General features: G+C 68.6%; 16 protein-coding genes. 9 read left to right on the forward strand and 7 right to left on the reverse strand.

Annotated elements, in window-relative coordinates; genetic code table 11:
• Positions 1-329: 329 nt before the first annotated feature.
• Together AC07FN_RS03880 and AC07FN_RS03885 are read right to left on the reverse strand one after the other, a co-directional pair.
• Positions 330-1,568: a PLL family lectin gene (locus AC07FN_RS03880; protein WP_478394223.1), complete on the reverse strand. Its 1,239-nt coding sequence runs from the start codon at positions 1,566-1,568 to the stop codon at positions 330-332.
• Positions 1,569-1,916: 348 nt separating this feature from the next.
• On the reverse strand, positions 1,917-2,270 hold the full coding sequence (locus tag AC07FN_RS03885) for a hypothetical protein (RefSeq protein WP_478394224.1): 354 nt from the start codon (positions 2,268-2,270) through the stop codon (positions 1,917-1,919).
• Between the two features lie 506 nt (positions 2,271-2,776).
• On the opposite strand from AC07FN_RS03885, the gene AC07FN_RS03890 reads away from it, so the two are divergent.
• Entirely contained in the window at positions 2,777-3,988 is a 1,212-nt protein-coding gene (locus tag AC07FN_RS03890; protein ID WP_478394225.1) for a LysR family transcriptional regulator, read from the forward strand.
• 17 nt (positions 3,989-4,005) lie between these two features.
• Here the strand turns inward: AC07FN_RS03890 and AC07FN_RS03895 are convergent, their stop codons facing one another.
• Positions 4,006-4,446 carry an ester cyclase gene (locus tag AC07FN_RS03895; protein ID WP_478394226.1) on the reverse strand — a complete coding sequence of 147 codons (441 nt, stop codon included), beginning with the start codon at positions 4,444-4,446 and terminating at the stop codon, positions 4,006-4,008.
• A 370-nt stretch (positions 4,447-4,816) separates the two neighbouring features.
• Positions 4,817-5,323 (reverse strand): carboxymuconolactone decarboxylase family protein, encoded by a 507-nt coding sequence (locus tag AC07FN_RS03900; protein ID WP_478394227.1) that lies wholly within the window; start codon positions 5,321-5,323, stop codon positions 4,817-4,819.
• Between the two features lie 162 nt (positions 5,324-5,485).
• Between AC07FN_RS03900 and sigJ the strand changes: the two genes are divergently transcribed.
• Complete coding sequence (sigJ, locus tag AC07FN_RS03905) at positions 5,486-6,427, forward strand: RNA polymerase sigma factor SigJ (protein WP_478394228.1); 942 nt, start codon at positions 5,486-5,488, stop codon at positions 6,425-6,427.
• A gap of 216 nt (positions 6,428-6,643) precedes the next feature.
• Positions 6,644-9,628 carry an arabinosyltransferase domain-containing protein gene (locus AC07FN_RS03910; RefSeq protein WP_478394229.1) on the forward strand — a complete coding sequence of 995 codons (2,985 nt, stop codon included), beginning with the start codon at positions 6,644-6,646 and terminating at the stop codon, positions 9,626-9,628.
• A gap of 297 nt (positions 9,629-9,925) precedes the next feature.
• Here the strand turns inward: AC07FN_RS03910 and AC07FN_RS03915 are convergent, their stop codons facing one another.
• Entirely contained in the window at positions 9,926-11,149 is a 1,224-nt protein-coding gene (locus AC07FN_RS03915) for a trans-sulfuration enzyme family protein (RefSeq protein WP_478394230.1), read from the reverse strand.
• Between the two features lie 99 nt (positions 11,150-11,248).
• Between AC07FN_RS03915 and AC07FN_RS03920 the strand changes: the two genes are divergently transcribed.
• The 4 genes from AC07FN_RS03920 to AC07FN_RS03935 all read left to right on the forward strand — a co-directional run bounded on the left by AC07FN_RS03920 (position 11,249) and on the right by AC07FN_RS03935 (position 15,273).
• Positions 11,249-11,752, forward strand: coding sequence for an Lrp/AsnC family transcriptional regulator (locus AC07FN_RS03920; RefSeq protein WP_478394231.1), 504 nt, complete (start codon positions 11,249-11,251; stop codon positions 11,750-11,752).
• Between the two features lie 175 nt (positions 11,753-11,927).
• Positions 11,928-13,337 (forward strand): endoglycoceramidase I, encoded by a 1,410-nt coding sequence (locus AC07FN_RS03925; protein WP_478394232.1) that lies wholly within the window; start codon positions 11,928-11,930, stop codon positions 13,335-13,337.
• 669 nt (positions 13,338-14,006) lie between these two features.
• Positions 14,007-14,522 (forward strand): hypothetical protein, encoded by a 516-nt coding sequence (locus AC07FN_RS03930; protein WP_478394233.1) that lies wholly within the window; start codon positions 14,007-14,009, stop codon positions 14,520-14,522.
• A gap of 157 nt (positions 14,523-14,679) precedes the next feature.
• On the forward strand, positions 14,680-15,273 hold the full coding sequence (locus AC07FN_RS03935; RefSeq protein WP_478394234.1) for a sterol carrier protein domain-containing protein: 594 nt from the start codon (positions 14,680-14,682) through the stop codon (positions 15,271-15,273).
• A 34-nt stretch (positions 15,274-15,307) separates the two neighbouring features.
• Here AC07FN_RS03935 and AC07FN_RS03940 read toward each other — a convergent pair whose 3' ends face one another.
• Positions 15,308-16,453, reverse strand: coding sequence for a glycosyltransferase (locus AC07FN_RS03940; protein ID WP_478394235.1), 1,146 nt, complete (start codon positions 16,451-16,453; stop codon positions 15,308-15,310).
• A gap of 572 nt (positions 16,454-17,025) precedes the next feature.
• Here AC07FN_RS03940 and AC07FN_RS03945 point away from each other — a divergent pair.
• Positions 17,026-18,084: a hypothetical protein gene (locus AC07FN_RS03945; protein ID WP_478394236.1), complete on the forward strand. Its 1,059-nt coding sequence runs from the start codon at positions 17,026-17,028 to the stop codon at positions 18,082-18,084.
• 166 nt (positions 18,085-18,250) lie between these two features.
• Here AC07FN_RS03945 and AC07FN_RS03950 read toward each other — a convergent pair whose 3' ends face one another.
• Positions 18,251-18,862 (reverse strand): DUF4232 domain-containing protein, encoded by a 612-nt coding sequence (locus AC07FN_RS03950; protein WP_478394237.1) that lies wholly within the window; start codon positions 18,860-18,862, stop codon positions 18,251-18,253.
• 385 nt (positions 18,863-19,247) lie between these two features.
• Here AC07FN_RS03950 and AC07FN_RS03955 point away from each other — a divergent pair, with 385 nt between their 5' ends.
• On the forward strand, positions 19,248-21,167 hold the full coding sequence (locus AC07FN_RS03955; protein WP_478394238.1) for an FAD-binding monooxygenase: 1,920 nt from the start codon (positions 19,248-19,250) through the stop codon (positions 21,165-21,167).
• Positions 21,168-21,179: the final 12 nt, after the last annotated feature.

The raw sequence follows: 21,179 nt of genomic DNA on the forward strand, positions 1-21,179 counted from the left end.
CGCGAGCCCGTGTGGGACGTGGCCGCACGAGGCGCAGGATGGCGGTTTCGCGCGAAACAGCCGCCGACGCCAGGTACCGGACGTATCCGGATGAGCCGGGCGGAGCCATTCTGGAACGACCTCTAGGCAGCACCACAGGCGCTCAAGGGCCTGTCATCGTCCGACCACAATGCTCGCCGGTGGGTTCGCACACGCCGACGCGAAGAATTGCGAATGGGATATTCCGGTATCGCACAACATTTTCGCGGAACCGGATTCACCAGGGCCGCGCGGGTGCAGTTCCGATCGGAACTGCACGCCGAGCAGCGCCGCACCCGCGGCGGGGCGCGTCATTTCGTGGGGAAGACCCCGCCGAGGTCGCTCTCCCAGCCCACCCACGGGCCGCTGGCGGGGATCGTCTGGTAGGTCTGCTCCATGCCGCCCCGCTTGCTGATCCCGTAGACGGCCAACCTGCCCTGCGAATCCTGGGCCGAGGACACCAGTTTGGCGATGCTGCCGCCGTGGTCGTGCCACTCGCTCCACAACTTCCGATCCGGCAGCTGGAAGATCTCCTCCACGGTGCCGTTGACGGTCAACACGTGCACGACCACGCAGCCCTTGGGATCTGCGACGGCCAACGGTCGCCCCATCAGCTGGCCGCCCCGGCTCTGCCAGCCCCGCCAGGTGTCCGACGCAGCGCTCAACTCGACATTGTCGAGCAGCGAGCCGTCCACGGTGAGCGAGAAGACCCGCAGGCTGCCCTGGTCGTCCATGGCCACCGCGGGAGGCCCGGTCGTGGCGCCGCCCAGGCCCTTCGGGGCGTCCCACTCGTTGACGGCGAGCCCGGCCTGCGCCATCGTCCGCAGCTGACCGTCCGGCCCGGCCGCGAAGATGCGCAACTTCCCCCTGGAATCCCGGAAGAGCGCGGGATCATGGGCCGCCGGCATCGGGAGGCTCCGCCACTCGGTCCAGGTCTTGCCCCCGGGCTGGGTCTGCTGGGCCGTCCACAGCGACCCGTCGGCGGCCCGGGCCACCACGACCAGCTTGCCCACGGCGTCCTGCGCCACGGCGGGCATTCCCACGAGGTTCGTGCCGCCGAGCACGCGCCAGTTCGCCACCGCGCCTGTACTCGGCTTCACCTGGTAGTTCTCCAGCAGGGCGCCGTTGGTACCGATGGCGAAGGCCACCAGCTCGCCAGTCGCATCCGTCGCGATGACCGGGTCCCCCGCGGCGCTTCCGCCCAAGTTGACCCACCCGGTGGTGGCTGATCCCGAGGACGGGGCGGACTGGGTGCTGCTCAGCACCTCGTGGTTCTGCCCCTTCGCCACCACCACCAGCCGCCCCAACTTGTCCAGGCGGGCCGATGTCGCGGGCAGCTGGGAGACCTGCGTCGGCTGCGCCGCGTACGTCCCCGTCTCGAAGGGGAGCTGCATGCCTGCGGGGTCGCCCGAGTTGGTCCAGGGTGCGGGCTGCTCTCCCATCGCCTGGCTGAACACCACGACCGGGGCCGCGATCAGCACCAACCCGCCGAGACCGGCCAGCACCAGCAGCTTCTGGTCCTTGCGCCGATCCACCCTCTTGATGGGCATGGTCGGCTGGTCGTAGAGCGGGGAGAACCCCTGATTCGCACCGGATCCGGCAGGTTTCGACGAGCCACGGTTGTCGGACGGGTGATCCGATCGGCCGCCAGCCGAGAACAAACGCACCTGCCACCCCCATCCCTGTCAAGAGGCCATCGCTGATTCCCACACTATCGGGAATGACCTTGGGGCAGAATGCACCCCCGCGCACCGGCTTGGTGTACAGATGTACATGATTTCAGCACCTCGGAGCGCACCTGCCGCCCGGCGAGACAGGGCCGGAATCGGCCCCGGAAAACGACTGCGCCGCTGCCGCGGTTCGCGGCAACGGCGCAGTTCGGCCTTCGACCGGCCCCGTCAGAACGGGTAGAAGCCCGGCCCGTCGACGGTGGCGATGTTCAGGCCCGCACGACCGTCGTAGGTGACCGACCCGATGACGCCGTCGCTGTTCGCGTTGACGATGTCCACCCGCTCGGGGCCGTTGCCGCCGTAGTTGAAGTCCTGGCACGAGCCACTGCGGACGACGAAGGTGGAGAAACCGCCGCGCTCCGGGAACGTCGCGTAGGAGTCGTAGGACCCCTTGGAGCACAGCTTGAAGACGCCCGGGGTGGCGGCCTGCGCGGTGCCGAACGTCCCCATGGTGAGCGCGGCGCCCGCCGCGACGGCGAGGGCGACTCCCCGACCCGTCCAACGCTTGGTGGCCTGCTGCATCAAGTGTTCCTTTCAGCGGTTTTCGCTTGCAGAACAAGTCAACCAAGCGCGGGACCGATTGGCCGCGATCCGCTGCGCGCCGATGACGTCCGGGTAAAGGCGCTGCCCGATCATGCCGGGAAAGTGAACCTCTCGCGGACTTGGATCGTGTACCAGGTCGGGACCACCAGGTTTCCGCCGACGACACCGGTACGGAGTCCAATGTGACCAGCCGGCCGTCCCATTGCGACAGCGTGTCCTCACGACTTTCCACATCGGACAACCGCTGACCGATCAGGGCAGCCTTCACGAGGAAGTGCGGTCCTCCCGTTCTCGTCCGACTCGTCCATCGCGGCGATGTCGGAGAGCGGCACGCCCAGGCCCCGAGGGCATGGTCGAGCACCGGCCCGCGCGCCGCTTCTCGGCTCTTCATGACCCGGGCATGGAGTAAACGCGCCGCCTCCCGTGTTGTCGCACTTGTTACGACAACTGGACCGCGGTCCACCGCAGGGAGGGGACGGGAGCCGATGAGCCTTCGTCAATACGAGTACGCCCTGGCCGTTGCCGAGGAGGGCTCGGTGACGGCGGCGGCGGAACTGCTGCACGTCGCTCAACCGTCGGTGTCCCAGCAGATCCGCAGCCTGGAGCGGGAACTCGGCGTGCAACTGTTCGCCCGCACGCCGACCGGACTGGTGCCCACCGTGGTCGGCCGCGCGTTCCTGCGGGAGGCGGAGGTCGCGGTGAGCGCGTCGCGGCGGGCGAGGGCGACGGCGCGGGCCGGTGCCGATGAGCTGGTGGGCGAGCTGCTGGTCGCGGCGCAGATGGGCCTGGGCACGCGGCAACTGCCGAGCGCGCTGGGCGCGCTGCGCCGCCGCTTCCCGCGGCTGGAGGTCACCGTCTTCGAGGAGCCGAACCCCGCCGAGCTGGAGCGGCTGGGGCGCCGGGGCGTGCTGGACCTCGCCCTGGCGGCTGCGCCGTGCGACGAGGGCGCCGCCGACGTCCACCACCTCGGCGACGAGGAGTTCGTCGTGGTGCTGGGCGCCGGGCACCGGCTGCTCGCGGCGGACCGCGTCGAACTGCGCGAGCTGGAGGGCGAGCCGTGGGTGAGGTTCGACCGCGACAGCGCGCTCGACGGCGTGCTGAGGGACGTGCTGCGGGACAACGAGCTGACCCCGACCACGGTCGCCCGCGTATCCCAGACCGCGACCGCCGTGCGCTGGGCCGCCCACGGGCTGGGGGTGACGCTCGTCCCGGCCTCCGCGGTGCCCCGGGTCACGAGCACTTCGCGCGCCCGGTGTTCCCGGTCGTGTCCCAGCCCGTCCTCGCCGCGGTCCGGCGTGGCGCGGGCCCCGCGGAGACCGCCCTGCTCGAACTCCTGCGCCAAGAGACCTGGCACAAATCCGCTTTCTTCTCACCGGGACCCTGACCCGCACGGTCGGCGATGCCCGCCTGATGGCCTGGACCATGACCGGACCGCACCGGTTCGACCCCCTGTCCGGCTCGCACCGGCGACCGGGTCGCCGCGCGAGAGCATCCGCGCCGCCTGCACGATCGACATGGGCGACAGCTTCGCCGTCGACCCCGAAGTGCGCACGGCGATGGTCTCGATCACCACCGGCACCGGCCCTCGGCACCCTCGACCACGCCGCCCCGGATGTCCGCGGCGGGATCGAAGCGTTCATGCCCCACCGCGCGGCAGAGGGAACCGCACGATGAAGCTGTGCGCTCGCTGTCGTTGAGCGCAGGAGTTCCGCTCCTAGAACTCTCCGGGAATCGCGCCGAGCTGTCGCAGCTGCGTGAGGACGTCGACGACTCCCCGGATCTCGACGATCCGGCCGCCGGCGAAGCGGACGATGAAGATCTCGTTGTAGGTGACGGCTTTTCCGGTGGGCGGGAGTCCCCGGTACTCGCCCAGGTGGGTCCCGGTCACCGTGTTCCTGAACACGACCTTGTCCCCCTCTGCGACCATTTCCTCGACCACGACCTGAATGTCGGGGAACGCGCGCAGGAGCACCGCCCACACCTGCTTGAGCGCCTGCGCTCCGCCCGCATCCATCGGCACCGGCGTGTGGAACCGCACGTCCGGCACGACGAGCTCGTCGATCGTCTTCGCGATGATCTCCGCATCACGGGTGTTCATGGCGTCGTGGAAGCGGCGGAACGTCGCCTTGTTGCTGGTTTCCTGGTCCGCTGACATCTGGTTTCTCCTCAGGTCGAACATTCGGCCGTGTTCGGGGTGCGGGCGCCCAGTTCGCAGTTTCAATTGAGCGTTTTTCATCCTGGTCGGCCCGCAGTTGCGGGCCGCAAAGCTGCACGTCGATGAGGTGTCGCATGCGCCGCAGGCGCATAACCCACCTACGACACCTGCACCGCCGCGGGTTCACTGCGCCCGTGCCCCTGGGGCACTCCTGGGCGAGGACGGCCCCTCCGCCGTGTATTGGACATACATCAGGAGGGGCACCCACAGACCAGGGAGCCTCTGAGGTTCCGCCACCCGCACCGCCACGCAAAACGAGGTTGGAAAAACCTCATTGAAACTGCGCGCCCGCACCTCGAACCGGTTGGCGTTACTTGCTGTAGTTCTTCCCCGGGGGCCTACCGGGGATCGGCTTGCCGATGAGAGCGACCGGGACGAACAAGCAGAAATGCCCGATCGCCATGGTGAGCGTCCAGAGCGCTTGGTCGTCGTAGTGGGCGGCGGCCTTGGCGAACAGTTCGTCGGAGACGCGCTCCCCGAACGGGTTCGGGGTGAGGACGGCCTCCACCAGTTCCAGTACGACTCGTTCGGCGTCGGTGAAGTAGGGCGCGTCCTGCCAGGTGGCGACGGCGGTGATGCGCTCCTCGGACTCCCCTGCCTTGCGGAGGTTTTCGGTCGCTCGAACGGAGTGGTAGGTGCTGCCGACGATCTGCCCGGCTCGGAGCCGCATCAGGCCGATGGTGCCCTGCGGAACCGGACCGTTCCGGGTGGCGTTGAGGACGGCCGCGGAGAGCTTCGCCAGCTCGGGGAACTGGTCGGTGAGGTCGGGCAGACGCGACTTGATGTCGTCGTGCCGGGTCGTCGTGGGTGTGGACATGGTCAGGTGTTCCTCTCTCGATCTCGGTGGCGCGCTGGACCGCGTCACACCAGTCCGACAACGCCGGACTCCGGAATGTGAGGCGAGGTGGCGATGTCACAGTTCGGCGCGCTGTCTTGTCCTACTGGTGAGGACAGCTGCGACCGAGGGAGCCGGCGACACATGACCACGCGATCCGTACCCGCGCACGACCGATCCGACCCGAACCTGGGCGCGATCATGAGCGAGCGGCGTCAGCTGATCAATCTCGCCTACCGGCTCCTCGGCTCCCTGGCCGATGCCGAGGATGCCATCCAGGACACCTACGCGCGCTGGTACACCCTGTCCCGGGAGGAGCAGGACGCCATCGCATCGCCCGGCGCCTGGCTGACGAAGGTGGCCAGCCGCATCTGCCTCAACCTGCTCGGCTCGGCGCGCGCCCGGCGGGAGCGCTACGTGGGCGAATGGCTCCCCGAGCCGCTACCCGAACCCGCGGAGTGGACCGGCGGCATCGTCGACCCGGCCGACCGGGTCACCCTCGACGAGTCGATCAGCATGGCCTTCCTCGTCGTGCTCGAATCGATGACCCCGGCCGAACGCGTCGTGTTCATCCTCCACGACGTCTTCCGCTACGCCTTTCCCGAAGTGGCCGACATCGTCGGCCGGACACCGGCGGCCTGCCGCCAACTGGCCACCTCGGCCCGCCGCCGCATCCGCACCGCGCAGGCACCCGCGACCCCGGCGGCCCGGCGAGCCGACATCGTCCGGGACTTCAAGCAGGCATGGGAAGCCAAGGACATCGACGCCCTCGTCGGTCTCCTCGACCCCCGCGTCGCGGTGATCGGCGACGGTGGTGGGCTCGCCAGCACCAGCCGCCACCCGGTCGAAGGCGCGCAGCAGGTCGCGCGTGGCCTGGTGAGTCTTGCGACCCGCGTACCCGATGTGGAGTTCCTGGAACGCACGGTCAACGGCCAGCCCGGTCTGGTCGCCCGACAACACGGCGTCATCGTGACCGTGTACGCGTTCGGCATCGCAGAAGGGAAGATCAAGAACATCTGGGCCGTGCGAAACCCCGAGAAGCTGCGGCCGTGGAAGGAGGAGACGCAGCACTGGCCCCTCTCGTGAGTGTTGATTCCGGCAAGAACCGGAGCCAGCACTCACGAGTCGCTCGAAGCACGGGTGCACGCGAGGGCAGTGATTTCGCGGGCAACCTTTCCGGCCTTCGTTGCGTGCTGTCAACTGCGCCGATCATGTTGCAAGATCGACGCACGGGGAATCGCGGCCAAGGGGCGGTCAGTGAACTTCTCCCGTCACCTTTGATCACGAAGGACGAGGCAGAACTTGGGAGACGTTCCGCCGAGACGGCACGACCGCGCCCCGCGCGGCAATCGCCGGCTCGCCGCGTTGGCCGGTTTGACGCTCTTGCTCGGAGTGCTCGCGGTGCTCGCGCCGGTGAAGACGGATGCGCCGCTGGTCACCTGGCCGCGAGCCGGTGACGCGACGCCGTCGACGGTGTTGCCGCTGTCGCCGTACCGGCCGCTGGACTTCACCGCCACGATCCCGTGCGAAGCACTGCGCACCAGCACTGCAGCAGCGTTGCGCACGCACGCCCCGGGCAACCCCGGCCTGGAAGTGGCCGCGCGGGCGGGGCAAGCACGGTTCCTGGTCGACGGCAGCGAGATCCTCGCCGACCCGCTGCGCGCGACGTGCGAGTACCAGGTGATCGCCGACGCCACCGGAATCCGCGTTTCCCGAGACGGCGCGCTCCTGGTGAACCGGCCGGACCTGCTGCCGCCGCAGGTCTCCGAGCTGTCCACCACGGGCTCGGTCGACGGCCTCGAAGTCGCGCTGCACCCCGACGCGCGCTACGAATCCTCGGCCAGCGCCTTGAAAATCGCGCTCCTGCTGGCGCACGCGGCGTGCCTGGTCGCGCTGCTGGTGCTCGCATGGCGGCGGTGGCGGGGCCGGCAGTCGATGAGCGGCCTGACGATCCCCCGCTTCGCCGCCGCCGACGCGGTGATGGTGCTGGTCGCCGCGGCGTGGGTGCTGCTCGGCCCGGTCAACATGGACGACGGCTGGTACCTGATGATGGCCCGCAACGCGGGCGAATCGGGCTATGTCGGCAACTTCGTCTACATGTTCAACGCGACGGAGAACCCGTTCGTCTTGAGCCAGTACCTGTTGCAGTGGTGGGGCGAGCTCGGCGGCTGGTCGCTCTGGTGGATGCGCCTGGTCCCGATGTTCTGCGGGCTCGCGACCTGGGTGCTGCTGCGCATCGTCTTCGCCACGCTGCTCGGACGTGCGGCCAACCTCCGCGCGGTGCCCTGGGCGCTGCTGGTCGCGCACCTGGTCTGGTTCTTGTCCTACGGCATGTCGCTGCGCCCGGAACCGGTGATCGTGGTCTGCGCGGCGGCGGCGCTGCTCTTCGCGGAGGCCGCCTCCCTGCGGCATTCGATCGGCGCGTTGGCGGTGGCGACGATGTTCGCGGCGCTGGCGATGACCGCCTCGCCGTCCGGTCTGGTCGCCGCCGCTCCCCTGGTGCTGAGCGTGCCGTGGCTGCTGCGCTGGCTGCGCCGGCAGCCCTGGTCGGGGCGCGTCGCCGCGGTGTTGCTGGCGGCGGCTTCGGCAACCGTTGTCGTGCCAGTGGGTTTCGCCGACGCGAGCTTGGGCGATGTCCTCGAAGCGACCGACATCCACCGCTGGTACTACCTGTCCTTCCCCTGGTACGAGGAGTTCGAGCACTACAACACGCTGCTGAACACGGCCGGTTGGGCGCGACGGCTACCGGTGCTGCTGACGTTGGCGATCGTCGGCGTGGTCGCGTTGGCCAGCGGACGCGGCGGCATGGGCCGGGATCCGATCCGCCGCCTGCTGATCACCAGCGCGGTCACCACCGCGATCGCGCTGGTGCTGATCGCGTTCAGCCCGACCAAGTGGGTGAGCCACTTCCACGCGGTGGCCGCCGCGCCGACGGTGCTGCTGGCGGCGGCGCTGCTGCGCTCGCCGTTGCCGCGCCGGGCCGGGCCGGTGGTCGTGGGAGCGAGCCTGGTGCTGATCATCGGTGCGGTTTCGTTGAGCTTCGCCGGGGACAACTGGTGGATCCCGTTCTCCGACGCCGGGCAGCGCTTCGGCGAACACCTCAACCGGGATTCGCAGACCAACGACCTCGAACCGCACTTCGGCCCGCTCTACCTGCGCAATCCGCTGTTGTGGATCGGCATCGCGGTGGTGGCGTATTCGTGGGCGAAGTGGCGTCGCCGACGTGGCGAGCCGGTGCGCGTGGGCCCGGACCGCGCGGTGCTGGGCGTTGCGTCGATCGGCTCGGTGCTGCTGCTGGTCGCGTTGTTCTGCTACGCGCCGATCGGGCAGGCACCGGGGTGGACGATCGCGCGCTCCGGCGCGCAGACCTTGTTCGGCGACGGCTGCGGCCTGGCCGCCGATGTCCGGGTGCAGCTGCCGTCCGGACGGCTCGGCGCACCGAGCGCGCCGGAACTCGCCGGGGATTTCCAGGTCGGCAACGTGCTGCCGGCCGGCCCGTGGCCGGAGCCGGTGACGATCTGGAACACCGACCGTCCGGACGGGACGACGCCGGGCGTCGGTCGACTGGTCACCGGCTGGTACCCGCTGTCCGGCCCGGGCACGCACGTGACGGTGCCGGTGGCGGGGCTGCTCGCGGGCCAGGTCCTGGAAGTCGAGTTCGCGCGTCCTGGCGGTGTCGTCGCGCAGCAGCTGCACCCGGAGTTGCGCCGATCCGCGTTGCGGGAATGGCAGCAGCTCGCGGTCCCGATCCCGGCGGGCGCGCACTCGGTGCGGGTCGTCGCGACCGACCAGGTGACCGGGGAACGGTCGTGGTTGGCCGTCGCGGAACCGAAGACGACCGAATCCCGCCCGATCACCGAACTCACCCGCGGCCGGCCGGTGCTGGCGAACCACATCAATGCGCCGTTGTGGCCCTGCGTCGACCAGGTCGGCATCCGCGACGGTGTCGCGGACACGCCGGCGGTGCGGCTGACCGCCGACGAAGGGCTTCCGCCGGAGTGGCTGGACAACATCAGTTACCTGGAGTGGGGCGGCGCCTGGACGCAGACGACCCGGGAGTGGACGCAGACCCGGTTGGCCGCGGAACTGCCCGGCGGACCGCCCCGACTGCCGTGGGGGAACGTGTTCGTGGTCCGCTACCAGCTCCCGGTGGGCCGCTACGACCTGCGCGTTTCGCAGGAGACGCGGTGGGGTTGGACGCGTCTGCCGACGCTGGCCGGCAACGACTACCCGGACATCTCGCGCAACGCAGGCGTTCAAGCGCCCGACGACGGCAATGCCCGGTAACAGAGCGTTTCAGCATGGTTCCGCCCGGCCTGATCCGAAAGCGCCCGGTTACGGCGCGGCCGGAGCGGGCTTCGCACGGCTGAACTTCGCGACGGCGCCGGACGTGCTCGCGGAAGCCCTCGGCCGGATCGTCCGCGTCCTGACCAAGACCAGATCCACCGGTGGTCCTGGGTAGCGGCTGGGCGCACTCGCCGATATGCCCTCCCGATCGGGAGGGCATATCGGCGAGTGCGGTCTTCTCGCAGAGTGCCGCGCTGGTGGATGCAGCGTTCGATGAGCCGAACGTCGGAGAGCCGCTCAGCGCCCCGGTGCTCCGCTGCTCGTGGCCTCCACCAGGCCGCCGGTCGAGGCGGCCGCGAGGGATTGGTCGAGGTCGGCGCGCAGGTCTTCGACGTCCTCCAATCCGATGGACAGCCGCAGGATGTCCGCGCCCGGCCGGGCCTCTTCCGGGACCGGGCGGTGCGTCAGCGCCGCCGGATGCTCGATGAGCGAATCCACTCCGCCCAGCGAGACGGCATGGGTGAACAGCCGAACCCGGTCGGTGACCCGCATCGCGTGCTCGTGACCGCCCGCGAGCCGGATGGAGATCATGGCGCCCGGCCCGCTCATCTGGCGTCCGAGGATGCCTGCGCCGTTGCCGTCCAGACCCGGGTAGAACACCTGCCGGACTCCGGGCCGGAAGCGCAGCCAATCGGCCAGTTCCGCAGCCGTTTCCTGCTGCCTCCGGACGCGGACCGGCAGCGTGGCGAGACCACGGTGCAACAGGTACCCGGCCATCGGGTGCAGCAGTGCGCCGGTCACCGCACGGACCCGCCGCAACGCCGCCGACCATCCCGCGTCGGCCGCGATCACACCCCCGACCACATCGCCATGACCGCCGAGGTACTTCGTGGCGCTGTGCAGCACCAGGTCCGCGCCGTGCAGGGCGGGTTGCTGGAGCACGGGCGTGGCGAAGGTGTTGTCCACCAACACCGGGCACCCGGCCGCCGCGGTCGCCACGGCACCGATGTCGGTGAGCTCCAGGGTGGGATTGGCGGGTGTCTCGACCACCACCAGGCAGGTGTTCCCGGTCACCGCGTCCGCGACCTCGTGCGGTTCGCAGTAGGTGACCTCGACGTCGAGCAGCCCCGATGCGAGGAGGTGATCGGTTCCCCCGTACAGCGGCCGCACGGCCACGACGTGGCGGCCGCCGAGTTCGGCCTTGGCGGCCAGCACCACTGCCGTCATGGCGGCCATTCCGGAGGAGAACGCCACGGCATCTTCCGTTCGCTCCAGCTGCGCCAACGCCGACTCGAACCGGGCGACCGTCGGGTTCCACAACCGCGCGTACACGGCGCCGCCCTCGGCAAGCGGCCGGCCACCGCTGGCCATGGACTCGTAGGAGGCGCCACCGGTCTCGGAGTCGGGCAGCGGGTTGGTCGATGAGAGGTCGATCGGCGGGGCGTGCACGCCGAGTCGGATCAGGTCTTCCCGGCCTGCGTGGACGGCGATCGAATCGAAGGAGCGAGCACTCTGGGTCATGCGCCGTAGGATGCAAGAAAACATCGGCGTGAAGCGGAATGGACGAAGGAACCTCGGCAAACAGCGAGATCACCGAAGATCGTGACGGAAGGTGGCGTGGTGAGGGTGGCCAGATCGAGGAATTCACCGGAGCAGGCCGGGCTGGACGCCACCGATCTGGAGATCCTGGCCGAGCTCGCGGCCGACGGCCGCATCACCAACGCCGCGCTGGCCGCGCGGGTCGGTATCGCGGAATCGACCTGCATCCACCGAGTGCGCGCGCTGCGGGAGACCGGCGTCATCGCGGGGTTCCACGCACAGCTCGACCTCGCCGCGCTCGGCCTGCCGATCCAGGCGCTCATCAAGGTGCGGCTGGGCAGCCACAATCGCGACGAGGTGCTCAGATTCCACGCCAAGCTCGCGAAGATCCCCGGCATGCTGACCGCGTTCCACGTCGCGGGCGAGGACGACTACCTCCTGCACGTCGCCGTCGCGTCCCCGGAAGTGCTGCGCGACCTGGTCTTGGAACACATCAACGTCCACCGGGCCGTCCGGCAGACCGAGACCCAACTGGTTTTCAACGTCCTTCCCGGCACCGGCCCACTGGCCGCCGCCCGGCCTTGAGCGCAGCATTCCGGGCCGGATGACACCGCGTGGCACCGGTGAGCCCGCGGAACTGCGCGCCGCAGCAACCTCACCGGACCCTCAGGAACCCAGCAACCCGAGGCAGGCGCGCCCTGGCCAAACGTGAGAATTATTCATATGATCCTGGTCCGGTGGTGATTCGACAGGAGGCAGCATGTTGCGGTTGCCCAGGTTGTTGCTCGTCCTCGCGCTCGCATCGACCATGGTGGGCGCCGCGGCCCCGGCACAGGCCGCGCCCGCCGATCCCCCGCTGCGCATCGACGGTCGCTGGTTCCTCGACGAGCAGAACCGCGTGGTGCTGCTGCACGGCGTGAACAACGTCGACAAGGACGCCCCGTACATCGAGCCCGGTGACGGCTTCACGTTGACCGCGGACGACGCGCGGTTGCTGGCTCGGCACGGGTTCAACACCGTTCGGCTCGGGGTGTCCTTCGACGGGCTCATGCCTTCCCGGGGCGACGTCGACGAGGCCTACCTCGACCGCCTCGCCGGGGTCGTCGACGTGCTGGGGGCGTCCGGGATCCACGTGTTGCTGGACAACCACCAGGACGGACTGAGCAAGAGCTGGGGCGGCAACGGTTTTCCGGAATGGGCCATCGAGGCGCGACCGCAGTCGTGGGAGTCGAACCCGGGATTCCCCCTCTACTACCTGATGCCGAGCATGAACGCGGGCTGGGACGAGGTCTGGCACAACTCGAACGGCGTGGTCGACCACCTCGGTGACGCGCTGGCGGCCCTGGCCGCCCGGGTCGCCGACAAGCCGAACGTGCTCGGCATCGAGCTGCTGAACGAACCGTGGCCCGGAACGGCCTTCCCGACCTGCTTCCCGTTCGGCTGCCCGTTGTTCGACCGCCAGTACCAGGCCGTGCACGAGGATCTGACCGAGCGGATCCGCGAGGTCTCCCCCACCCTGCCGGTGTTCTGGGAACCCAACGTCACCTGGAACCAGACCATGCCGACCCATCTCGCCGAACCGCCGCTGACCCCGCCGATCGACGACCCGAACGTCGCGTTCTCCTTCCACGACTACTGCGTGATCAGCCAGTCGGCGATCTACCTGGGAATGCCCGAGGAACTGATCGGCATGTGCCCGCTGCAGCACGACATCACCTGGGGCAACGCCGACAAGTTCACCGAACGCACCGGAACACCGGCGCTGCTCACGGAATTCGGCGACAACGACCCCCGGGTGCTCGGCAACTCGCTGTCGCGCGCCGACGAGCGCTTCATCGGATGGCAGTACTGGCACTACGCGAGCATCAGCGGCCCGGAACCTGAAGAGGACCCGTTCCTCGGTGAGGCCGGACGCCAACTCGTGCGCACCTACCCGCAGGCCACCGCGGGCACCCCGGTCTCGATGAACTTCGACCCGGACAACGGCGCTTTCCGCTACACCTACCGCCCCAACAGCACGGCCCAGACCGAAATCTACGTGTCCGACCTGCACTATCCGGACGGCTACACCGTCTCGGCGGCCGGCGGCGAGGTCACCTCCCCACCCGGAGCACCGATCGTGACCGTGCGGGCGACCGGCAGCGACCCGGTCACGGTGAACATCCAGTAGCGATCCGCTACCGGCGTGCTCCGCAAGTGCACGAACAGGCGGGCGGTCATCGGTGCATCCTGTGCCGTCCGTCGCTCGCCCGGGTCATCCTCGCATGCCATGGCGAGTGATCAGGTGGTTCGGCCGCAATTTCCAGGTCACCGGCTCATCCAGCTCGCCATCCTCAACCCGCGCCAATCCAGGAATTCCGGCAGAACGCGAAGTACTCGCCCTCAATAACGCTCCAGGCGGCCGAGTTAATTTGCTCTGCGGAAACGAAGTATTCGGAACGCGTCACATCCACGCAGGTCATCCAATCAACAATTCGGACGCATTTACGGATTGCTGGCTGACTACCATAGCCACCAACAGAACTCGCCCAGGAAGCGATCCCAATGGGAGCACGGAGTGGTTCTTGCCTTATGCCCCCGGCAAGGAGGCCGTGGTCGTCACCGATAATGCGGATCGCGACACCTTGACGGCATACACGACCGGCAGCGCGGACTGGAACGGATGTGCCGCTCTGCGATGAGCAATGTGCGTTTGGCACACCCAGCAACCCGCTGGGTGTGCCATACTCGCGAAATGATGGATCACGGGGGCCGTGCAGCGCAGCCACCTGAAGCCCAGGTAGAAAAGCTGACGAGCGAGCTCGTAGTTCGCCCGCATGCCACTCCAGAGGACAGCTCGGTGACCGAGATGCTCGAATGGCTCCGAGCCGAACGACACAAGGGCGGGGCCGAACTAGCAGGATTTCACATTGCGGAACACCCGGTATTCGATTCGTTCGCCAGCCGCAACGCTTTGAACAATTCAAGCGTAATCGAGTCCGTGCTAGCCCATGAATCCGTGCGCGATTCATTGCCCCAATTTCGGATTGCCAGTCCAATCAAGTACAGGAACTTTGGGCGCCGCCTGCGCGGATGGAATGTCGCCTGGCCCTACCAGGTTGCGGGCGATTGGGCAACCTACCTGGATTCAGGCGGCTTTTACGTACATCCCGATCACGACGGAAAAGAGGATCGAGAGGCACGCGGGGTCGCCGCCATGCACACGGCGATGTCCGCGTACAAGGCCCTCACCGGCAACCGCTACCTTCCCGATGTTTGCGCCTATCGCACATCGGATGCTTGGCGCGAATGGTTTCCCGGCGTCGGGGGGGGAGGAAGATTCAGCGGGGAATGGAGTGCGGCTCAGCTTCGGTGAGCGGCGGGATGACCTGTGTGGACGCCATCGCGCGGGACGAGGAGAGCGTGGTCGTGCACGCCGGTGACCACGAGTACGCGGCGCGCTGGGTCGGGCAACCTGCCCGCGCCGCTGACCAGCTTCATCGGACGCGCCGCCGTCGAAGTCCATCATCCCGATGTGCTACGTCGCCGTCCACCGTGACGCCGACGGCGTCCCGGACGGGTACGCCAGCTATTCGCTCGGCGAGCCCGGCACTTTGACCGTCGACGAGACCGTCGCCACCGACGACGCCGTCTTCACGGCCCTGGCCCAGTTCGTGCTCGGACACGACCTGGTCTCCGAGGTCGTGTTCAAGAAGTTCCCGCCCGGGCACCCGCTGCGCTGGCAACTCGCGGACTTCCGCGCCGGCCAGGTGAGTGACGACACCGACTGGCTCTGGGTGCGGCTGCTGGACGTCCCGCGTGCGCTGACCGCGCGCGGCTGGTCCGTGGACGGTGAGCTCGTCCTCGACGTCGACGATCCGTGCCTCGGCGAGCACGGCCGCTACCTGCTGACCGTCCGGGATGGCAAGGCCGACTGCGTCCCGACGGACCGGGAGCCCGACCTGTCCCTGGACGTGAGCGACCTGGGCTCGGTCTACCTCGGCGGCACCGCCCCGAGCACGCTCGTGCGTGCCGGACACATCCGGGCCCACCGCCCGGGTGCAGCGATGCTCGCTGACGCCCTCTTCAGCGCCGAGCGCTCCCCGCACTGCCTGCACTGGTTCTGACCACTCGCTCGCAGCCTGGGGCCGCTGCCGGGCATCATGCCGGTACCGGCTCGGCGCACGACTCGATCACGTCGCCGACGATCTCCTCCAGGTTCGGGAGGGCCATCATTCGCCGCCGCACCGCGGATACCGCAGCGCGGTACCGTGTTTCGGCGAGAACCTCGAAGATCGCGTCCCGGACCTGCGAAGGGGTTGCGGTGGACCGGTCGAGCAGCAATCCCATGCCGCGCGCGGCCATTTCCCTTCCGTTGAGCGGCTGGTCGGCGAACCACGGAAGCATCACCATCGGGGTTTCGGCCTCGATCGCTTCTCGTGATCCACCGAACCCGCAATGCGTGACGAACACGTTGGCGCGCCGGAGCACGAGCGTTTGCGGCGCGTATTCCACCACTCGGACATGGCTGGGCTGCGGGAGATATTGGGAGGCGTTGCCGCGTCCGACGGCGACGATCACGGCGCCGCCGAAACCCGCCAGGGCTTCGAGAACGATGCGGTTCGCCCGGTGGAAACCGGCCGCCATGCCGGGCGCGCAGTTTCCGGAACTCCCGAGCATCACGTAGACCAAGGGCGTGTCGTCCGGCAGCTCACGCACCCAGTGCGGGAGCGCTTCGCGGGCCTGCCTGGGATTCTCGTGCCGGTAGGGCTGAACCGCCGGAATGGGCAGGTCTGCGAGGAAGAGTTCCCGGGGCGCGGGGGTGAGCACCACGTGGTCCAGACTGCTCGGCGTCCGGGGTTCGGGGCCGAGGCCGAGCACCGAGCGGTGTTCGGTCAGCCTCGGACGGACGTGATCGGCGTGGTGATCCCAGACGTTGCGCAGCAGGCCGTTGTCGGCCGAGAGGTTCCGGATTCCCAGCGACAGCACCAGAAGCGGTCCCGCCCACTCCGCGCAGTCGTTGACGACGACGTCGGGGGCCCAGTGCCTCGCGTGTTCCAACAGGTCCTCGAACATCGGCAGCACGCACTGTCCGGCCAGGACCTCGCCGTAGAGCACCCGGCAGAAGGCTTCGTTGCCATCCCTGGCCAAGGCCGACGTCAGCCGCCGCTCGATATCCGGGTCCGCGGTCCAGTCAAGCCCGGCCGGCAGGTGGGGGATGCCGTACGACCTGATCACGAGGCGCTCCATCGACGCCGCCGTCGCCAGCCGCACGTCGTGCCCACGCCCGAGCAGTGCTCGTGCCAATGGTTCGTGCGGCCGGATGTGGGCTGGTAGAGCCAGTGACGTGAACAGGATCCTCAGCGGTCTCGCCGTGACCGCCCGCGATCCGGGGCCGGCCGTTCCCGGCAGCGGATCGGCCTCGTCAGCGACGGATGACGGATTCCCTGCGTTATCAGCGCAGAACACGCACTGTCCTTCCGTGTGGGTTTCGTCACCAGGACCTGGCCGCGATCGACGCGACGCATCTGCGAGCATTCCTACCGGCGCTGGAGGATTGGTGAGTACCCGCGAACCGTGGTGCTGCCTGAACACTCAGGAGCCTTGCCCTTCTGACGCGCGATATGTCCATCTGTTGCCGGTTTGGCTCTTGGGCGCTGCACTTCGTTGCATCAATTGACAATCGTGTTGCGGTCGGTGAAGCATCCGGGCACATGAGCGCATTGCCTCGACGTCGCTTGCTCCAGTTGTCCACGGCGGCCGGACTCGCCGTGTTCGGCGCAGCTTCCTGCAGCACCCCCCGGGAGAGACAGGGCAACGTCGATACGCAGCCGCTCATTCCGCAAGTGACCGCGCCGCCACCGAACGGTGTTCTCGGCGTGAACTTCAACGGTGACCCGCGCATCATGACCTTCGGCGAGGTCAAGACCGCCGAGGCGACGTGGCTGCGCGGCTTTTTCGCCATGCCCGACGCGGACAAGGGCAAGCCGGCCGATGCCCCCGCGATCAGCACCCTGCTGCAGGCCGGCGCGCACGGCTACGGAACCGTGCTGTCGCTGAAGTTCCCCTACTTCCCGGAACGCGGAAAGCCGTTGCCGCGCCCCGGCACCGATGCGATGAACGCCGAACTCCGCCGGCTGGACGAGATGCTGCCGGAGGTGCTGAACGAGGTCGACATCCTGGTGATCGGCAACGAGCCGTTCATCGAAAGTCCGCACGACGACTGGAACAACGGGGCCATCAACGCCTTCTACGAGGCCGTCGCCGACCACGTCATCGAGTACCGTGCTGCGCATTTCCCGGACAAGTGCAAGACGAGGCTCTACATGGGCTCGCTCAACCACCTCGACGATCCCGAGTGGACAGGTGAGGGCACCGAGCGCTGGATGGCCTACGTCCGCAACACCCCGGAAATCGAGGGCACGGACATCCACCCGCACGTTGCGGACCTGAACGACGCCGATGCCTACCTCGACTACATCCTGCCCCGGCTGGGCCCGGACAAGAAGTTCCTCGCCACCGAGTTCTCCCTCGTCCAGCTCTGGCAGGAGCATCTCACCGACCGGGTGCCCCGCGAGTACGCCGACGAGTACGACATCCCGCCGGACACCCGGGTGTGGCAGGTCATCAAGAACGCGCTCGACAAGCCGTTCCCGCCGGAACGGTGGTACGACTTCCTGCGCACCAGCCCGTGGTTCGAGAACAACAAGAACTTCCTGCACGACCAGACGCAGAAGTTCCGGGCCACCGGCAAGCTCGCCGTGGCCACCTACGGGGTCGGCCAGGACGCCGCCATGTCGAACGGCTTCGGACCGGACAAGAAGCCGTGGCTGCTGAACAGCCTGTTCGCCTCGCGCACGGTGCAGCCCCTCCCCGACGGCACCCCCGCTCCCAACTACGCCTGGCTCGACGAGTTCAAAGCCCTGCAGCATCAGTGACTACTGCGCTGCGGAAAACAGTGCTACCGCACGACTTCCCGCCCACCGGCAATGTGGCCGACGCGGTTGAAACGCTCAGCCGGGACACCCCGGCCGAGCGTTCTGCCACGCGATTCGTCACCACCGACTCGCTACGGTGTTGCGACGACCCCCAGATCCATCGACGTCAGCCCAGCTCTTCAGGGGTGGACACCAGCGAGCTGACCCGCAGTTGCTTCGCGGCGAATCGCATCTCGTCGGCACCGACGACGTGGACCGGCTGCGGCTCGGACATGTCCGGCAGCGAGGACTGGAACCCGGTGAGGACATTGGCGTTCGGGTCGCCGCTGTCGGCCAGGATCATGCCGATGCCGGCGTACGCGATCTCGCCGGGCTGGAGGGTGAATTCCTCGGGCGCGTCGGGAAGCCGCACGTCCTCGACGGGCAGCTCCTCGATCGGCGCGCCGCTCATGTCCAGGCCCTGGAGGTTGGGCACGCCGCCGTTGATCGTGCAGGTCTTGTCCGACCGGTTCCCGTAGGACACGATGAAACTGCCGGGCTCGCCCTCCACAGGTGCGGCGGAGATGATGAAATCGGCTTCCGAGCAGTTCGACGTGCCGATGTCCCCGCCGCCCCCGCCCGAGGCCGGACCGGCATTGACCGCGCCGCGCTCGGGCGCCGGCTGGAGCGCGGCGGCGGCTCCGCAGCCGGTGATCAGCAGTGCCCCACCCAGAATGCCGGTGATGGCCGTCGTCATGCGGTAGCGCTTGAGCATCGTGCTCCCCTTTTCCTCAGTCATATCAGCGGTTTCTCACCGCTTTGTCATCCCGGAAGACGCCCCATGCCCATCGAGGTTGCGCCCACCGCTCGGATTCGAGCAACGTTGCCCGAAAGGGCACCGAACCCCTGATCGACTTGACTCAGAGCGGCCGCGAGGGACCTTCCCGAGCCCGCGTGGCTATCCACTTGAAAGCTCGAACACCTCATCCGGCCTCCTTCGTGAACGGCGCACACATGTCTGTTCGTGGAGCCCACGGCCGTTGACTGTTCCTCATAGCAGAACAGACTTTCCGCCAGGGCGTCCCTGCCGCACGATGGAACGTGCTACCCGGTGGTCCGCGGCAAGGCTCAGCAGCCCACGCCCTGACGGCCCGGGTGGTCCGATGCCCAGAGGAGCAAGACCAGTGCAGTTCTATCTCGACGGCTACAAGCCCGGGGACCCGTTCGTCGCGGACCCCCACCCGTCCCTGGCCGACCGTCCAAGCGGCCTGCCGGACACGGCCGATGTTCTGATCATCGGCTGCGGCCCGGCCGGACTGGTCCTGGCGGCCCAGCTCGCCGAGTTCCCCGAGATCCACACCGTGATCGTCGACCGGCGGGACGGGCCGCTCGAGGTCGGCCAAGCCGACGGCGTGGCGTGCCGCACGGTGGAGATGTTCGAGGCGTTCGGCCTGGCCGATCAGCTCATCCACGAGGGCTACCAGGTCAACGAAGTGACCTTCTGGCGACCGGACCCCCAGGACGGCGGCTCCATCGTCCGGACTGGACGCATCGACGACGTCGAGGACGGCATCTCCGAGATGCCGCACATGATCGTCAACCAGGCACGGATGCTGGCCTACCTGCGCGACCACATGCGCCGCTCCGCCTCCCGCGCCGAACCCGTCTACGGGCTGCACGCCACCGACGTGCAGGTCGACACCGACGCCGACGCCGAACACCCGGTCACGGTCACGCTGCAGCACGTCAAGGATTTCCAGCCGACCGGAGAGAGCTCGACCATCCGCGCCCGGTACGTCGTCGGTTGCGACGGCTCGCGCAGCGGCACCCGCGAAGCCATCGGCCGCCGCCTCGAAGGCGACACGGCCAACCAGTCGTGGGGCGTGCTGGACGTCCTCGCCGTCACCGACTTCCCCGACATCCGGCTCAAGTCCGCCATCCACTCCGAACAGGGCAGCATCCTGGTCATCCCGCGCGAAGGCGGTTACCTGGTCCGGCTCTACATCGAGCTCGACAACGACCGTGACGCCGAGATGCTCCGCGAGCGCACCGTGACCCCGGAGAAACTCGCCGCAGTCGCCGGCCGGATCCTGCACCCCTACACCCTCGAGGTGAAGCACGTCGGGTGGTGGGCGGTCTACGAGATCGGCCAGCGTCTCTGCGATCGCTTCGACGACGTCCCCGACGCCGAGACCGGCACCCGCCAGCCCCGCGTCTTCATCGCCGGCGACGCCTGCCACACCCACAGCGCGAAGGCCGGGCAGGGCATGAACGTCTCGATGGCCGACGCCTGGAACCTCGGGTGGAAGCTCGGCGCCGTGCTCCGCGGGACCTCGCGACCCGAGGTGCTGCGCACCTACTCGGCGGAACGGCAGAAGGTCGCCCAGCAGCTCATCGACTTCGACCGCGAGTTCGCTGCGCTGTTCAGCGCTCGACCGGACAGCGAGAAGGACGCCGACCCGGCGCGATTCCAGCACTACTTCCGCGAGCAGGGCCGGTTCACCGCCGGGGTCGCGGTCCGCTACGAGCCGTCGGTCCTCACCGCGGCACCGACTCACCAGCACCTGGCGGCGGGCTTCCCGATCGGGATGCGGTTCCACTCCGCGCCGGTCATCCGGCTGGCCGACGCCAAGCCGATGCACCTCGGCCACGCGGCCCGGGCCGACGGCGCCTGGCGCCTCTACGCGTTCGCCGACCGGGCCCATCCCGGCGGCCCCGATTCCCGGCTGCGGGCACTAGCCGGGTTCCTGGCCTCGGAAGGCTCACCGATCGCCCGGTTCACCCCGCCCGGCGCCGACCCCGACTCGGTGATCGACGTCCGGGCCGTCCTCCAGCAGGGACATCGCGACGTCACCGTCGACGACCTGCCGCCGGTCCTCCTCCCCCGCAAGGGATCGTTCGAGCTCATCGACTACGAGAAGGTCTTCTGCCCCGATCCGGCCACCGACATCTTCGATCTGCGCGGCCTGGACCGGGACCACGGAGCCCTCGTGGTGGTCCGGCCGGACCAGTACGTCGCGAACGTCCTCCCCCTCGACGCCCACGACGAGCTCGTAGACTTCCTCGGCAGCGTGCTGGTCGAGGTCGGGACGCCGGCCTGCTAACGCAGACGTCGA

This window comes from Saccharopolyspora sp. NPDC045941 (assembly GCF_056431445.1).

What these genes read in the sequence shown, in the direction of transcription:
- AC07FN_RS03880 (WP_478394223.1), bottom strand. Translation starts at nt 1,568, where the DNA reads ATGCCCATCAAGAGGGTGGATCGGCGCAAGGACCAGAAGCTGCTGGTG.
- AC07FN_RS03885 (WP_478394224.1), bottom strand. Translation starts at nt 2,270, where the DNA reads ATGCAGCAGGCCACCAAGCGTTGGACGGGTCGGGGAGTCGCCCTCGCC.
- AC07FN_RS03890 (WP_478394225.1), top strand. Translation starts at nt 2,777, where the DNA reads ATGAGCCTTCGTCAATACGAGTACGCCCTGGCCGTTGCCGAGGAGGGC.
- AC07FN_RS03895 (WP_478394226.1), bottom strand. Translation starts at nt 4,446, where the DNA reads ATGTCAGCGGACCAGGAAACCAGCAACAAGGCGACGTTCCGCCGCTTC.
- AC07FN_RS03900 (WP_478394227.1), bottom strand. Translation starts at nt 5,323, where the DNA reads ATGTCCACACCCACGACGACCCGGCACGACGACATCAAGTCGCGTCTG.
- sigJ (WP_478394228.1), top strand. Translation starts at nt 5,486, where the DNA reads ATGACCACGCGATCCGTACCCGCGCACGACCGATCCGACCCGAACCTG.
- AC07FN_RS03915 (WP_478394230.1), bottom strand. Translation starts at nt 11,149, where the DNA reads ATGACCCAGAGTGCTCGCTCCTTCGATTCGATCGCCGTCCACGCAGGC.
- AC07FN_RS03925 (WP_478394232.1), top strand. Translation starts at nt 11,928, where the DNA reads ATGTTGCGGTTGCCCAGGTTGTTGCTCGTCCTCGCGCTCGCATCGACC.
- AC07FN_RS03935 (WP_478394234.1), top strand. Translation starts at nt 14,680, where the DNA reads ATGTGCTACGTCGCCGTCCACCGTGACGCCGACGGCGTCCCGGACGGG.
- AC07FN_RS03950 (WP_478394237.1), bottom strand. Translation starts at nt 18,862, where the DNA reads ATGACTGAGGAAAAGGGGAGCACGATGCTCAAGCGCTACCGCATGACG.